At 31.3% G+C, this 15,862-nt stretch carries 17 protein-coding genes and 1 tRNA gene; 8 read left to right on the top strand and 10 right to left on the bottom strand.

The features are described from left to right. Positions 1-131 precede the first annotated feature (131 nt). The 7 genes from ACZIYX_RS22255 (at position 132) to ACZIYX_RS22225 (ending at position 7,775) form a co-directional block, all read left to right on the top strand. On the top strand, positions 132-614 hold the full coding sequence (locus ACZIYX_RS22255) for a MarR family winged helix-turn-helix transcriptional regulator (protein WP_462684466.1): 483 nt from the start codon (positions 132-134) through the stop codon (positions 612-614). Positions 615-706: 92 nt separating this feature from the next. After that, complete coding sequence (locus ACZIYX_RS22250; protein WP_462684465.1) at positions 707-1,204, top strand: GNAT family N-acetyltransferase; 498 nt, start codon at positions 707-709, stop codon at positions 1,202-1,204. Between the two features lie 429 nt (positions 1,205-1,633). Next, entirely contained in the window at positions 1,634-2,287 is a 654-nt protein-coding gene (locus ACZIYX_RS22245; RefSeq protein WP_462684464.1) for a hypothetical protein, read from the top strand. Positions 2,288-2,952: 665 nt separating this feature from the next. Then, positions 2,953-3,747, top strand: coding sequence for a sensor histidine kinase (locus ACZIYX_RS22240; protein WP_462684463.1), 795 nt, complete (start codon positions 2,953-2,955; stop codon positions 3,745-3,747). 404 nt (positions 3,748-4,151) lie between these two features. Beyond that, positions 4,152-4,790: a response regulator gene (locus ACZIYX_RS22235; RefSeq protein WP_462684462.1), complete on the top strand. Its 639-nt coding sequence runs from the start codon at positions 4,152-4,154 to the stop codon at positions 4,788-4,790. A 919-nt stretch (positions 4,791-5,709) separates the two neighbouring features. Further along, a complete protein-coding gene (gene rpoN / locus ACZIYX_RS22230) occupies positions 5,710-7,170 on the top strand; it encodes an RNA polymerase factor sigma-54 (RefSeq protein ID WP_462684461.1) in 1,461 nt (486 codons plus the stop codon). After that, a complete protein-coding gene (locus ACZIYX_RS22225; protein ID WP_462684460.1) occupies positions 7,170-7,775 on the top strand; it encodes a hypothetical protein in 606 nt (201 codons plus the stop codon). The genes rpoN and ACZIYX_RS22225 overlap by 1 nt, the downstream gene beginning before the upstream one ends. Here the strand turns inward: ACZIYX_RS22225 and ACZIYX_RS22220 are convergent. The 10 genes from ACZIYX_RS22220 to ACZIYX_RS22175 form a co-directional block, all read right to left on the bottom strand. Continuing rightward, complete coding sequence (locus ACZIYX_RS22220) at positions 7,770-8,477, bottom strand: porin family protein (protein ID WP_462684459.1); 708 nt, start codon at positions 8,475-8,477, stop codon at positions 7,770-7,772. The genes ACZIYX_RS22225 and ACZIYX_RS22220 overlap by 6 nt on opposite strands. 285 nt (positions 8,478-8,762) lie before the next feature. Then, positions 8,763-9,248, bottom strand: coding sequence for an ExbD/TolR family protein (locus ACZIYX_RS22215; RefSeq protein ID WP_462684458.1), 486 nt, complete (start codon positions 9,246-9,248; stop codon positions 8,763-8,765). 17 nt (positions 9,249-9,265) lie between these two features. After that, a complete protein-coding gene (locus tag ACZIYX_RS22210) occupies positions 9,266-9,877 on the bottom strand; it encodes an ExbD/TolR family protein (RefSeq protein ID WP_462684457.1) in 612 nt (203 codons plus the stop codon). Between the two features lie 757 nt (positions 9,878-10,634). Continuing rightward, positions 10,635-11,117, bottom strand: coding sequence for an ExbD/TolR family protein (locus ACZIYX_RS22205; RefSeq protein WP_462684456.1), 483 nt, complete (start codon positions 11,115-11,117; stop codon positions 10,635-10,637). Positions 11,118-11,139: 22 nt separating this feature from the next. After that, positions 11,140-11,748 carry an ExbD/TolR family protein gene (locus ACZIYX_RS22200; RefSeq protein WP_462684455.1) on the bottom strand — a complete coding sequence of 203 codons (609 nt, stop codon included), beginning with the start codon at positions 11,746-11,748 and terminating at the stop codon, positions 11,140-11,142. A gap of 2 nt (positions 11,749-11,750) precedes the next feature. Next, positions 11,751-12,224, bottom strand: coding sequence for a hypothetical protein (locus tag ACZIYX_RS22195; RefSeq protein ID WP_462684454.1), 474 nt, complete (start codon positions 12,222-12,224; stop codon positions 11,751-11,753). A gap of 124 nt (positions 12,225-12,348) precedes the next feature. Continuing rightward, the gene (locus tag ACZIYX_RS22190; protein WP_462684453.1) at positions 12,349-13,146 is read right to left on the bottom strand and encodes a MotA/TolQ/ExbB proton channel family protein; all 798 of its coding nucleotides are present in this window, start codon (positions 13,144-13,146) and stop codon (positions 12,349-12,351) included. Positions 13,147-13,228: 82 nt separating this feature from the next. Further along, positions 13,229-13,316, bottom strand: a tRNA-Ser gene (locus tag ACZIYX_RS22185). Positions 13,317-13,391: 75 nt separating this feature from the next. After that, entirely contained in the window at positions 13,392-14,426 is a 1,035-nt protein-coding gene (locus ACZIYX_RS22180) for an asparaginase (protein WP_462684452.1), read from the bottom strand. 36 nt (positions 14,427-14,462) lie between these two features. After that, complete coding sequence (locus ACZIYX_RS22175; protein WP_462684451.1) at positions 14,463-15,251, bottom strand: TatD family hydrolase; 789 nt, start codon at positions 15,249-15,251, stop codon at positions 14,463-14,465. A gap of 124 nt (positions 15,252-15,375) precedes the next feature. On the opposite strand from ACZIYX_RS22175, the gene ACZIYX_RS22170 reads away from it, so the two are divergent. Further along, positions 15,376-15,813 (top strand): retropepsin-like aspartic protease, encoded by a 438-nt coding sequence (locus ACZIYX_RS22170; protein ID WP_462684450.1) that lies wholly within the window; start codon positions 15,376-15,378, stop codon positions 15,811-15,813. Positions 15,814-15,862 lie beyond the last annotated feature (49 nt).

Raw genomic sequence — 15,862 nt, 5'->3', positions numbered from 1 at the left:
ATATATAGAAAATTATCAACCAAATATTTGTTTTTAAGCACAGTTCATCCCGTTGTAGAACGGGACTGGAATCTAAACTTTTTTATATCAGAATATTTTATATATTTACATAAGCACTTATATAAATACTTATGGAAGATAAATTGCAATTATATGGTGAACTAGGATTAGGATCCCGCCTAAAAAGGCTTAGCGATATCCTGATGAAAGAAGTTCAGATAGTATATAACACCTTACATATTGATTTTGACGCTTACTTATTTCCTGTTTTTAAAGTAATTATTGATCTAGAAGCAGCTACTACCACAGACATTCAGGAAGCAATACAATACACCCAACCGGCAATCACCCAAGCGCTAAAAAAACTGACCGACAAAAAACTGGTAACCTACAAAATTGATAAACTAGATAAGCGAAAAAAAATATTTAAACTTTCTCCTAAAGGAAAAGAAATTCATCAACAAATGATCCCTTTGTGGAGCGTAATCGACAAACAGGTTAAATGGCTAACCGAAGGCAGTGCAGCTAGTTTAACGCTTCATCTCACCTATCTGGAAAATCAATTAAAAGAAAAATCCTTAAGTCAAAGAATATTAGAAAAATATACCATTTAAAAAATGAAACAAGCCATAACAAAATTTTTGATACACACAGAAAATGATTATTGGCGAGTTCCATGTGACCTCTAAAACAATAATATAAACACATGAAAACTACTATTATCCCGTTTGAATCCAAATACGCAAAAGATTTTGCCTACCTTAATATAGAATGGCTAGAAAAATACTTTACAGTAGAACCCCATGATGCTGATCTACTAGAACAATGCGAAGAAACTATTATAAACGAAGGCGGTTATATCTTTTTTGCAAAAGCAGATACTGAAATCGCAGGAACTTTTTCTTTAATTAAAATGAAAGATGGAATTTATGAGCTAGGAAAAATGGCAGTATCTCCAAAGTTTCAAGGTCAAAAAATCGGACAACAATTACTACAGTTCTGTATTGAATTTTCTAAGGGTCAAAATTGGGAAAAACTAATTTTATATTCTAACCGTATTTTAGAAAACGCAATTTACATCTACAGTAAATATGGTTTTAAAGAAATCCCAATGGAAGAAAACCCTCCTTACCAACGTAGCAATATTAAAATGGAACTTGTATTACAAAACAGAAAATCATCCATCAATATAGACTCCGTTTAGTTAAGATTTCGATTTTTTAGTAAAACCCATAGAAGTTTGACTATTTAGAAAAAGCTTTTCTTCTACCACAAAAGAGTCAAAAGCCTTTTTAAAAAAGGGGTAAAAACCCCTTTTTTTTAGACCCAAAACCGAACCAAAAAAGACAAAACAACAAGAAAACTTGTTTACTATCAATGATTTGCGCATTACTTAGCAAAACAAAAGGTCCTATTGTTTTTTTATAATTATAGAATAATAGTATTTTTATTCAAAAGAACACCTTTGTTTGTATGGAGAAATTAAATGATTATCGTTTCTCTTTATGACTTATATACTATTTATAAATCGTGATAGAGAAATAACAAACCCCTTCAACATAAGTTGAAAAAAAACTAACTAATATGTTTCGATACAATCGAAATCTTAACAAATCACTAAAAAACTTACAAAATGGACAAAAGATCTAATTTAATCGGGTATCCTGCAGTTATTACTCTAACAGCATTAATAACTTATTTTTATTTTAATAGCACAAAAACCGATCTATATCCTGCAAATGATGATCCACATAATATTATAGATTTTAGAGAAATACAGGATTTATACTATCGATATGATGAGCGTGTAAAGCTTATTGATAGTGCTGAACGGAAAACATTACCACAATTTAATGCAGCAAGATCAATTACCTTTAACTATCAAGAACTAAAGAACTATTTGAAAGCTATAGAAAAGAATTCTTCGCAAGCTAAAGTTAGAATTAAAGGACTAAGGTTTTATTATGGAAAATTCTCTGATAGTGCTCCAGGAAATAAAAAAGCAAGACAAATGCTATTTTTCAACCCTACTATTGATACTCTTCTTCCTGGAAGTAAAGAAAAAGTTGAACTGGCATATGCTATCATGAGGCAAGGAAATAAAGTAAGTGTAAAATTTCTAAAAGACATCATTAAGCACCCCCGTTCAAGCAGAACATCTCAGCAAAACATTCAAAACAATGAAGCTTCTGCACTTTCTTTTTTAAATTTTAATACAACCCCTAAACTAGAAAGTCAGGCTGAAAATGGTGGACAACAAAGTCCTCCACCATTTGATATGCAATAATAACTAGAACTATTCAACTTGAAGATATTCATGGAACAAGACACCCTTCTATTACTAAGAGATTTTTCCACACTTTTCATGGAGCTTCTTTCTGCAATTATTGGATCAATATACTATTATAAGTATAAAAATTCAGTATTAAAAAATTTTTTAATATATTTATGGGTAGTTGTATTTATAGAATATGCTGGATATATTTCAACAAAATATCTAGATATAAAATACACTGGTTTTATTTTCAACTCTTATTTCTTCTTAAGCTATATTTATATATCATCTTTATATCTTAGAATCATACGGGATTTAAAGAAGAAAAAAGCAATACGTTTCTTTTTTGGGATCTATTTAATTTCTGTTTTAATAGGCGGATTTTATGAAAATTATATTACAGATTTTCTATCGATACCATTTATTACTGCCTCTTTTTTAATAGTCTCCCAAGTAGCTTTTTATTTTATTGAAGTTTTAAATAGCGAACGTGTTTTACACGTAAATAAAAATTTATTTTTCTGGATAAGTATCGGTTTACTTATTTTTTATGTTGGAAATATTCCTTTTAGAATAGCATTAAAATATTATATGGAAAAAGAATCTTACACCATTTTGTTTTCTATATTCTATTTATTGATTATTTTATTAAATCTTTGCTATATTATAGGTTTTATATGGAGCGACAAGAAACAGCAATATTAATAGCCAGTATTATTTTAATAGTACTTGTTGTTTTAGTGATTTTTCTTTTCTTAATCTTTCAAAAAAGGAAGAATAGCCTATTGTTACAACAAAGAGAAGCAGAGAAAAAATTTGAAACTGCTATAGCAGAGACTCAGATTGAAATTCGGGAAGAGACCTTACGTAATATTAGTTGGGAGTTGCATGATAATATTGGCCAGCTACTTACGCTGGCCAAAATACAAGTAAATATTGCACAAGATGATCCGGATAAATTAGGAGAAGTCACCGAAACGATAAGTAAAAGTCTTACAGAGCTTCGATCTTTATCCAAACTAATTAATCCGGATGTTATTAAAAGTCTCAGCCTAACGGAGGCTATAACCTTAGAAATAGAACGATTTAATCGTATGCAATTTATTGCCGCCACCATCACCAGCAATGAAGAAATGGAAGATCTGGATGATAAAGCCGAAATTATAATTTTTAGGATATTGCAAGAGTTTTTTACCAATACTATAAAACACTCTAAAGCTTCGACTCTGGATGTTACTGTACATTATGATACCGATAAACTAGTGATAAAAGCACAAGATGATGGTGTTGGTTTTGATCACACAGATCGTACTATGCATAGCGGGATAGGGTTATGTAATATGCAAAACAGAGGCAAATTGATAAATGCAGAAGTACAGCTCCTGTCTGAAAAAGGAAAAGGAACTGCTATAACGCTAATTTATCCTTATAAAAAAGAAAGTTCAGTAGTGTTAGATAACGAAATTGATTAACTTATGTACCTGGATTATTACAGAAGCTACCTAAGTACATGACAAAAATTTATAGAGCACAAAAATGAATTGATTTTATTCATTCTGTTGAAGAACGGGATCCATTATTAACATCATCATGTCAAAATGGATTCCAACCATAGTTTATTCTGAGCATAGAGAAAGGGTTGGAATGATAAAAACGGCAAAAAAACAATATAACTCAATAAATATTACCTATTTAATATGATATGTATTGTTTTTTTGCCATATACCTAGAGAAGTTACACTAAAAATAAGATCGTTCAAAAATCTATTTTTTTCATGGAACAAAGTAAAAATGAATCAGAATAGAGTTTCTTATACAGCAATAGTTTTAATTGATTAATTTTGCAATACTGCATACATACAATAAACCCTTACAGATGAAATACTCCATAGTAATCGTAGAAGATCATATTTTACTATCCCAGGCTTTATCTGGATTAGTTAATGGATTTGCCAAATTTAAAATCTTATACATTTGCAAAAACGGAAAAGAACTGCTCACCAGATTTAAAGATCCTAAAAACATACCCGATATTGTACTTATGGATATTAATATGCCTATTATGAACGGTATCGAAACCACAGCTGTTTTAAAAGAAGAATATCCACAAGTTAAAGTCCTGGCACTCTCTGTAGAAGAAGATGAAAATACCATTTTAAAAATGCTTCGAGCAGGCGCAAAAGGATATCTCTTAAAAGACACAGAAAAAAGTATTCTGGAAAACGCACTAATACAAGTGCAAGAAACCGGGTTTTATCACACAAAAGATGTAACCAAACTACTTTTGGGGTCCTTAAATAACAAAGCAGAAATCGAAGTAGTACTAAAAGATCGCGAAATAGAATTTATTAAGCATGCATGTACCGAAAAAACCTATAAAGAGATAGCCAATGATATGTGTTTAAGCCCAAAAACCATCGAAGGATACCGGGATTCTATTTTTGAAAAATTACATTTAAAAAACAGAACAGGATTGGTTATCTATGCTATTAAAAACAAATTATTTGTTCCTTAGCTTTCTTAATACATACATTCTTAAAAAAATTAGAAATTCCTGAACAAACACTTACCAAAAGCAAAAACCTGATTTACATTGTTTAAAAAAACAAAAGTTTATCTGTTTGTGGTCAAGAACTATCCATCTCTTTAAACAGGTTTCAATTACTAATATTTTTAATCCATTCTATAAACAAAGATCGAGCAGGTAATTATTTATCTACTCTTCTCAAAATTGATATCACAATGTTAATTTTTGAAGTTTTAAATCACAAAACTGTCTATCTTGTATATTATATTTACTTTTGGCTCGTTTATTGATTAAACCCGGATAATAGAACTTGAAAATCTATTATTGAATTTGGTTCTGTCAAGTAAATTATAAAAGTATGATAAAAATGTGAAGTTGTTTTTTTCTTATTCAAAACGGTAAAATTTTTGCACAGCACTTGTACCAAGTTATGTCAAAGTATAGCTGCAAAAGTTTTTTATAAAGAAGAATAAACGAGCATTTTAGCATGATTTCAGGGTTTGTTTGATGTTATATTATCAAGCTAAGCCGGTTTCAGGAACAACCCTTGTTACATTTTGCTTATCTAAATGTATTTGAATTGAAAATTTTATTAGGCTTCAACAAGTTAAACTAACAAATTTTCATTTAATTTAACTACATTAATGATTTGACCAGAATCAAACGATCTTAGAGTAAGCTCAAAAGGTATGTTCCTGAAAATATATTTTGTTTTTGAGGTAGGTTTCGGGAAATCAAAAACCCTATATGAGGGATTAAATTGAAAAGCCAATCTGTTAAAAAAATGAAGTTTTATTTATTAACACAGAATTTGCAGCTTTTTTAAATGAACTAACAACCATCTAATACTTCTTTAAAAACAGTGTTTTTTGTTTATTTTTGTGAGTAGAAGAACATTGACAATTTTATGCTAAAGCAACAATTAAATTTTAAGCTTTCTCAGAAGCTCTCTCCACAGCAAATTCAACTTATGAAGTTGATTCAGCTTCCTACACAAGCATTTGAACAACGATTAAAGCAAGAAATGGAAGAAAATCCTGCTCTGGATGACAGCAAAGAAAAAGCAGACGATTATGAAGATACATTTAGCAATGAAAACACAGGTGATGATGATTATGGGACAGAAAAAATTGAGGCAGATATTAATGTAGACGAGTACCTTAGTGATGATGAAATACCTAGCTACAGATTAAGCACCAATAATTACAGTACAGACGACGAAGAAAAAAGCGTACCGTATGCATCCGGAACCTCTTTTCATCAACATTTAATCAATCAATTAAACACGTATCGATTAAATGATGAAGAAAAAGAAATAGCAGAGTTTCTTGTTGGCAGTATAGATGAAAGTGGTTATATAAGAAGATCCTTGTCTGACATTCTTGACGATCTGGCTTTTACTCAAAATGTGTATACCACCGAAGAAAAAATAGAAAGTGTTTTAAAAATTGTTCAGCAATTAGACCCGGCAGGAATTGGGGCTCGCAATCTACAAGAATGCCTCTGGATTCAATTAGACCGAAAAGAAACAACGATTCCAACAAAACTTGCATCAGAAATATTAAAAAAAGCATTTGATCTTTTTAGCAAAAAACATTACGACAAACTTCTTGTGAAATTTGATATCACCGAAGAAGATTTAAAGAGTGCAATTGATGAAATCGAACATCTTAACCCTAAACCAGGAGGGGCTTATTCTGGCAGTAACCGCATAATTGAACATGTAGTTCCTGATTTTACTATTAGAATTATAGATGGCGAACTTGAATTATCTTTGAATGGTCGTAATGCCCCTGAGCTTCATGTTTCCAGAGAGTACAATAATATGTTGCAAGGATACAAAGCCAGTAAAGAAAAATCGAAATCTCAAAAAGATGCCGTTTTATTCATAAAACAAAAATTAGATGCCGCAAAATGGTTTATTGAAGCTGTAAAACAACGACAGCAAACACTGTTTATTACCATGAGTGCAATAATGCACTACCAAAAGGCTTATTTTCTTAGTGGAGATGAAAGAAGCCTTAAACCAATGATATTAAAAGATATTGCAGATGAGATTGGTATGGATGTAAGTACTGTTTCCAGAGTAGCAAATAGCAAATACGTAGATACCCCGTATGGTACAAAACTAATTAAAGAGTTCTTTTCTGAATCTATGACAAACGATCAGGGAGAAGAAGTTTCTACCCGGGAAATAAAAAAAATATTAGAAATAACTATAGGAGAAGAAGACAAGAAAAAACCTCTTACAGATGAAAAACTTGCTAAAATCCTAAAAGAAAAAGGATATCCTATAGCCAGACGAACAGTAGCTAAATACAGAGAACAATTGGACATCCCTGTAGCACGATTACGAAAGAAAATTTGATGAACTTTTTTTTAAGAAGTATTTCCTATATTTTACACCCATTGCTAATGCCTTTGCTTGGTGCTATAATCTATTTTAAGATTGCTCCTAGATTTATCCCAGACGAGATTATTAAAGTAAAGATCTTTGGCTTGGTTGTACTTACCATTTTAACACCTATTGTTTTATTTTTTTTATTAAAAAATCTGGGTGTAATTACTTCTATACATCTTAATGATGTTAAAGAGCGCAAAATCCCTCTTCTATTACAATCCATTTTACTTATAATTGTTATTAAAATGGTTATTGATATTTATCATTACCCCGAGTTATATTTTTTTTACCTTGGAGTTTTGTTCTCGTCACTAAGTACGATTTTTATGGTGTTTTTCAACATCAAAACAAGTCTTCACATGATAGGAATAAGTAGTATAACAATGTTTGCCATACTACTTAGTATTCATTTTGGATTAAATTTAACTATATTGATTGCTGTTTTAATGATTTTAAACGGATTGGTTGCCACATCACGACTACACTGTAAAGCGCACACTAACCCCGAACTTATTTTAGGTTTTCTAACAGGCACGATCCCACAACTTACTCTTGCTAATTTTTGGCTATAAAATATAGAACATCAATCCGATTTTGGCTATATTAAGCCCTACCGGGTCTCCTTGAATCATAGCCTTGTCATTAAACAAGCTATTTAAGCTATAATAAAAATGAAAATTAAAGGTATTCCATCCAAAAGTAAAAGTAGCCCCTACCCTCCATCTGTTCAACTCCTCTACCTTTGATTGTTTTACCTGGTTTCCAGGTTGTTTGAAATTAGAATTAAAAGAATATAAATACCCTAGCTTAATTCCGGTATAAATCCTGTAAAATTTATGTGTTTCCGGAACAGATGTTCGCCACCTAAGTTCAAAAGGCGCTTCTACCAGATGCGTTGTAAATCTATTTGTACTGTACTCTACACCGTCCAAAACACTAAATATGCTTTGCTCTGTTCCTTCCTCTTCTCCTATAAACAAGTCTTGAATATAAACATTAAAAGAATATCCTAGCCCTAGTCCTAGCCCCAAATTACGCCTTTTATTTATAGGCATATCCCGTATAAAACCAAGGTGTAACCCACCAGAAAACCCGGATTGGTTAACATCTTTGGGTTTATTAAAAAGCAGGTTATATGTTACCCCTATATAGAATTGATCTTCACGGTACAACGAATCTATCTCTATACTCTTATTAGAATCCGACTCAGTTTCTTGACCAAAAGAAACAAGCACATATAAGCCGCAAACAATAAGTATAAAAAAATTTTTCATTTATTCTTTCTCATGGTTTTTAATTATCTAATTTTCAGATTCAAGTCAATATATACAGAATATTTTATATCAAATATTTTATGAGATATCGCAACTTATTTTATTTCTGTATAAATCACTAAAATAAATCTATTTCTTTAGAAACAATAAAAACTTTACAAAAACAAAATAAAAAACATTTACATCTATTACATATTGTTTTTGGCAAAACACCTAATCTTATCATCAAAATGTATTTCAGTACCCTGCCAAAAACAATAATTTTAGATCCGTTTTTATACCTAATTAAGGATTGAAATTATCTTTTACATTACCTGTTCTTGTAGTATAATTAATCTTTAATGCATTAACCTCTCTAAGTTCGGTTTTAATATCTCCCACGAGCCCCATATTGGTATCTCCATCTACCTTTAAAGCTGTAGTTAAAAAAGGAATTAACTCTTCTCTTTTAGAAGCTCTTTCTGCCAATATAAATGCTTTTATATCATTTACATCTGCAAACTTATCATTTAATTGAACTCTGGGTTGATTTCCTGCACTTGCACGATATCTGGAACTGGGTTTGCCTGCATAAATATACATCACCAAATCTTTTTTATCCAGTTTTTCGATTTGATCCGCAACAGGTAATTTATTTTCAATCATCAAAGTATTTTGGCGCATAACTGTAGCTACCATAAAAAAAAACAATAGCATAAATACAATATCTGGTAATGAAGCAGTTGATATTTCTGGCAATTGAATGTTTTTTTTGTTTTTAAATTTAGACATAATTACAAGATTTTAAATTAATATTTCATTATTGGTTCTGCCTCAGAAATCTTTTCCGGATACATAGATTGAACTTTTTTAATTTGCTCTTTTAGCGCGTCTTTATTTTCTTTATAATTGGCGCTTTTCAAGTGTTTTTTCATTTCGATGTACGAAATCCCATATAATTTTTTTGATTCCCGGTTTCTTAATTCTGTATATGCAGATATTAATTCGTTTTGTACTGCTATATAAGTTGCATAATTAGTCTCTCGGCTATTGACCAGAGAAATAACTGCTTTATCCGGATTATCTGAAGATGTAACATTATGATCGCCTTTGCAATAAGCACAAGTTAAATCCCCAACCCCTCCGCCATTGTCCAAAAATGACATTGTTGCTTTTTTAAGATCCTTGATTTTCATAATGGTCCCATCTACCAATAACTCATTGGTTTGATTTATCTCAACTTTAAAAATGTTCTTTTTCTTTATTGTAATATCTGAAGGGTCATTTATAATGGGAGGTAATTTTCTCATTATACCTACATCGGTTTCTATGGTTGTAGAAACTAAAAAAAAGATGAGTAATAAAAATGCAATATCTGCCATAGATCCTGCATTAACACCAGGCGTTAATCTTCTTGTCATGATAAAAAATATTTAGTTAATAATTATATAAAAAACAATCAACTATGGTCTTAAGTGACAAGAATGGTATAAAACGAAACACGACAAAAATATAATTGCTTATATCATATATTCAATATCACTTTTTGGAAGGTTAGATATTGATTTTATAAAATTACAGACCACAGCTGTATAAATGAATCAACAATTGCTATGCCAATTGCACAAATAATTAAAAAAAATCAAAATTATTTGTACAATACCACTTGCGGCTAATATTTATTAGATAAAGATGTTTAGTTTTTTATTTCTGTAAAAAACAAAATTCTGTACCAGACTGGATCACGACTTATATACAGCAAAACACTGTATGTTATTACACATAAAACCAAGGTAAAAAGGGCATTTTATTATAAGGGCTAAATTAATATAAAATGGCATAAAAGATTTATAAAGGAAAAAATCGAAGTTCAAGGTAAAAAACCTCTTCTTCCATCATGTATTCCACCATTAACAAATTCTAAATCAATAGTTTAAATGCTTAACTTAATGACATTGGCAACAACCTAAAAAGAAGCTAGAAGTATGCTTAAAAAAACAAAAATTGCTTTTTTAGGTAAGCCTCTGGGAATCAAAATACAAACTAGTAATTAAAATAATATTACAGAAAAAACAGAAATAAAGTTTTAAATATATAAGCAACTATTTATAATAAAAAATCCCGCCCCAAAGGGCAGGATTTACTGTATCATTTTGAATATTTTCTATGCAACAGTTACTATTTAAGATTATCCATTGCACTTCCCGTTCTGGTCGTATAATTAATCTTTAACGCTTGAACTTCTCTAAGTTCGGTTTTAATATCTCCCACAAGTCCCATATTGGTATCTCCATCTACTTTTAAAGCTGTAGTAAGGAAAGGTATTAATTCTTCTCTTTTAGAAGCTCTTTCTGCTAATATAAATGACTTTATATCGGTTACATCCGAAAACTTATCATTTAACTGGATTCTTGCTTGATTACCGGCACTTGCACGGTATCTTGAGCTAGGTTTTCCTGCATAAATGTACATTACCAAATCTTTTTTATCTAGTTTTTCGATCTGGTCTGCAACAGGTAATTTATTTTCTATCATCAAAGTATTTTGACGCATTACTGTTGCAACCATAAAGAAAAACAGTAACATAAATACAATATCTGGTAACGAAGCTGTAGAAATAGCAGGTAGTTCTCCACCTTTTTTCTTTTTAAACTTTGACATAAGAATTTTGTTTTACGTTATTTTATTTTTTTGGTTCTGCTTCAGAAAGCTTTTCGGGGAATAAAAATTGTATTTTTTTAATATCCTCTTTTAAGGTTTCTTTGTTTCCAGAATAATTAACATCTTTTAGGTCTTTTTCCATTTGAGTGAAAGTTTTTCCAAAAAGACGCTGTGCTTCTCTGTTTCGTAAAGTCGTATATGCTGCCACCAATTCATTTTGAACTGCGATGTAAGTAGCATAATTCGTTTCTCTATTATTACGCAAAGATATTACAGCTTTTGTTGGATTATCTGAAGACGATGGGTCTTTTGCTCCCTGGCAGTATTTACAAGCCTCTTCTCCGCTTCCACCACCATTATCCAAAAACTTGATAGCTGCTTCACGTAGATCTTTTAGTTCCATCGGAACCTCTTCTACTAGCAGATCATTATTTTTGTTCAATTCTACAACAAAAATATTTTTTTGTTTAAGAACTGGTGGTTCTACATTGTCCTCTTGCGGAGGAGGAAGTTTACGGCTAATCCCGCTATCTGTTTCAATAGTGGTAGTAACCAGGAAGAATATAAGAAGTAAGAACGCAATATCTGCCATAGACCCTGCATTTACTTCTGGTGCTGCTCTTCTTGCCATAATTATTTTCCTATTAATTTTTTAATACCAGATAAAAACATCAGACCAACTGCAATTGCTGCCAGAACATAAAATGTATATAGTCCGGTTCCTACCCATTTAGAGTTACCAGCAGAAAGTACTTCTCCATCTTTTAAAGGAGTTTCTACCCCGTCTGCCAGAACATAACTTATACCCAGGATGACTATAAAAGCTACAATTCCTATAGCTGTGTTTTTAAGACCCGAAGGGTTCTTTGCCAGTGTTGAAAACACTGCTATTAAAGTAGCTATAATAGCAATCACAAAAATAATCAACGTAAGGAAATATAATGGAGTAACAGTTGATTCTGCGATATCGAAAGGAAGTTCTCTAGCTTCAGAAACACTATTTTGATCCATTAAAGTACTAATTGAACTGGTCATTACATACCAAAGGATTGCTCCTAAGATACCCAACCCAAGTACAACATATGATAATATTTTAGAAATTTTCATGTGTCTATATTTTATATAAAGTGTTTATTACACTTTGATTAAACAATAAGTTCACTTACTTTTTAATAATTTAATATTTAAAATAAAACAAAGCAAGCTTTTAAGATATATAGATCCAGACTTATTATTTTTTGTTTTTGTAAGCCACCAACATATCGATTAATGTAATCGAAGCATCTTCCATATCATTTACAATTCTATCAATTTTAGCAACTATATAGTTATAAAATACTTGAAGAATAATTGCAACAACAAGACCAAATACTGTTGTAAGAAGTGCTACTTTAATACCACCTGCTACAAGAGAAGGTTGCATATCCCCAGCTGCCTCAATCTTATCAAATGCCTGAATCATCCCGATTACCGTACCCATGAACCCAAGCATTGGAGCAAGAGCTATAAATAAAGATACCCAAGATACGTTTTTCTCTAATTGTCCCATTTGTACACCACCATAAGCAACAACTGCTTTTTCTGCAGCATCAATACTTTCATCTGCTCTGTCTAAACCTTGATAGTAGATAGATGCAACAGGTCCTTTTGTGTTTCTGCACACTTCTTTTGCTGCTTCTATACCACCACTGTTTAATGCATCTTCTACATTTTGCTGTAATTTTTTAGTGTTTGTAGTAGAAAGATTTAAAAAGATAATTCTTTCGATTGCAATCGCTAAACCTAGTATCAAACATAAAAGTACGATACCCATAAATCCGGGTCCACCTTCTATAAAACGTTTTTTAAGGTTTTGATGGAAGGATAATTCTTCGGTAGCAGGCGCTGCATCATCTTGAGTTGTTGTTGTTATAGGAGCAATTAATAATTGCACATTAGCCGTTAATAACTGGGCAGGTGCAGTAGATGCTTGTAAATTTCCAAAAGTCATTACTGCTGCGATTGCCAGAATAGAAAATAATCTTTTCATTGCGCTGATTCTTAATTTTAATTAGTTAAAGGGTTAAAGATATAAAAATAATACAAAATTTATTAAAAAATTGATAATAATGCAGAGAGGAAGGGATTCGAACCCTCGATACGCTTTTGACGTATACACACTTTCCAGGCGTGCGCCTTCGACCACTCGGCCACCTCTCTATTTTTTCCCAACTTTCCTAAAAAATTAGGATGGGCAAATAACAAAAAAAATGTTAACTAGTGAAATTTAAGGCGTTAATTTTCTGACATTTCCCCTCTTAAAGATGTTTCATAAATGGTTTTTAGGACTTTAAGTGGCAAATTTTCTCCTAATAAATACATTAATTTTGCTACAGCAGCCTCTGTTGTGATGTCTTTTCCCGAAATAACACCCACTTTTTTTAGTGCAACACTGGTATCATACTTACCCATTTCGACACTTCCTCCTATACATTGTGTAACATTAACGACAGGAATTCCTTTTTGTATTACATCAGAAATCATAGATATAAACCATTTTTGAGTAGTTGTATTACCAGATCCGTATGTCTCTAAAATAATCCCTTTTATTGTTTCTAAAGAAAAAATACTCCTTAAAATATTTTCATTAATACCCGGAAACATTTTGATAATTAGTATATCATTATTAAAATGTGTGTGGTATATCATCTTTTTCCGTCTGTTAGTTACTCTCAAAAAAGAGGTATTTACTTTAAGATGAACTCCCGACTCTACCAATGATGGATAATTAAGGGATTGAAATGCCTCAAAATGCTCTGCATTGATCTTGGTAGTTCTGTTTGCCCTAAGTAGCTTATACTCAAAATACAACCCTACTTCGGTAATCACAGGTTTTCCTTTTTCTTGCAGTGCAGCTATTTGAACTGCGGTAATCAAGTTTTCTTTAGCATCTGTTCTTAAATCCCCTATTGGTAATTGAGATCCTGTAAAAATTATAGGTTTTGCCAGATTCTCAAACATAAAGCTAACTGCCGATGCGGTGTATGACATAGTATCGCTACCATGCAGGACTACAAATCCATCATACTTTTTATAGTTACTATTTATAACATCCCCCAATTCTTTCCAACGACCAACATCCATATCGGAAGAATCAATAGGTTTTTCAAAACTAATAGTCTCGATACTACAATCTAATTGTCTTAATTCTGGAATATTTAATAAAAGTTCATCAAAATCAAAAGCAACTAATGCTCCTGTCTCAAAATCCTTAATCATTCCTATAGTACCCCCTGTATAAATAAGTAATATGTTTGGTGAAGTATTCATAAAGCAAATGAACGAATTTATTATTTTTTAATATACTTAGATGCCAAATACATCCTTAGAGTTTTGTGTAGTTATACTTGCTATTTCTTCTGTTGTTTTTTGATATATCCCTGCAAGTTTTTCTACCACATTAACCAAATAAGAACTCTCATTACGCTTGCCTCTGTATGGCATTGGCGCTAAATAAGGAGCATCGGTTTCCAGTACAATATGATCTAAGGCTATTTGATCTAAAAAAGTGTCTATTTTACCATTCTTAAAAGTAACTACCCCTCCAATACCCAATTTCATATTATACCCTATAGCACGGTGTGCGTCCTGAATGGTTCCTGTAAAACAGTGAAAAATACCGAACAGACCCTCTCCTTTTTCTAACTCCAGCACCTCAAACACTTCTTCAAAAGCATCCCTGCAGTGTATTACTATTGGTAGTTTGTATTTTTTTGCCAGTTGAATTTGACATCTAAAGGCTTCCTGCTGTTGTTTTAAAAAAGTAGTATCCCAATATAAATCAATCCCTATCTCCCCCACTGCATAAAACTTTTTTTCTGTTTTATGGTCAAATCTTTTTTTAATTTCCTTCTCTACATGTAATAATTCTTCTTTATAGTTTTCTTTTACATGCGTAGGATGTAACCCCATCATCAAAAAAACATGCTCAGGATATTTTGACTCTATTGCGTACATTGCATTGGTATAAGCAGAGTCTATGGCAGGAACAAAAAAACGTGTTACTTTATTTTTTATTGCTCGTTGCATCATTTCTTCCTGATCTTCATCAAAAGCATCACTATAAATATGGGTGTGTGTATCTGTTATTATCATGTCGCAAAAGTATTAAATTATGACAGCTATTTAAACATCCTCAAAATTATCTTTATTAAAAATTCTCGTAGATTAGTTTTTATTAATTATGTTACTTTTGAAAAAACTTCTTCTAAACATAAATATGACCACTCTTAGAAAATTTTTAACCCAAAAAGAATATCACAGAATCCAATTAGTATACACAAAAACCAATCATTTTGAAGTTACAGCAATACTAAATGGTATTAAAGGCAATTTTATTGTAGATACAGGAGCCTCTAATTCATGCGTAGGTTTTGAAGCGGTAGAAAAATTTAGTCTTTATACTCAAGACAGTGATATAAAAGCCGCAGGTGCAGGTGCTACAGATATGTTCACTCAACTTTCCAAAAAAAATACTATACAAATAGGAAATTGGTGTAAAAAAAGAATCCCTTTGGTATTATTTGACCTTAACCATGTAAATACTGCCTTAGTTGCACACCAAGCAGATCCGGTAGATGGTATTTTAGGGGCAGATATCTTAAAAAAAGGAAATGCAATTATTGATTATCAAAAAAAATGTTTATTCTTAAAATAAACCACTATGGATTGGAAATCCATAGTTTTAAACAAAAGAATGAAATTCT

Source organism: Aquimarina sp. (assembly GCF_977115655.1).
The sequence above is the reverse complement of the archived record's forward strand: the minus strand, read 5'-3'. Positions and strand labels throughout refer to the sequence as shown.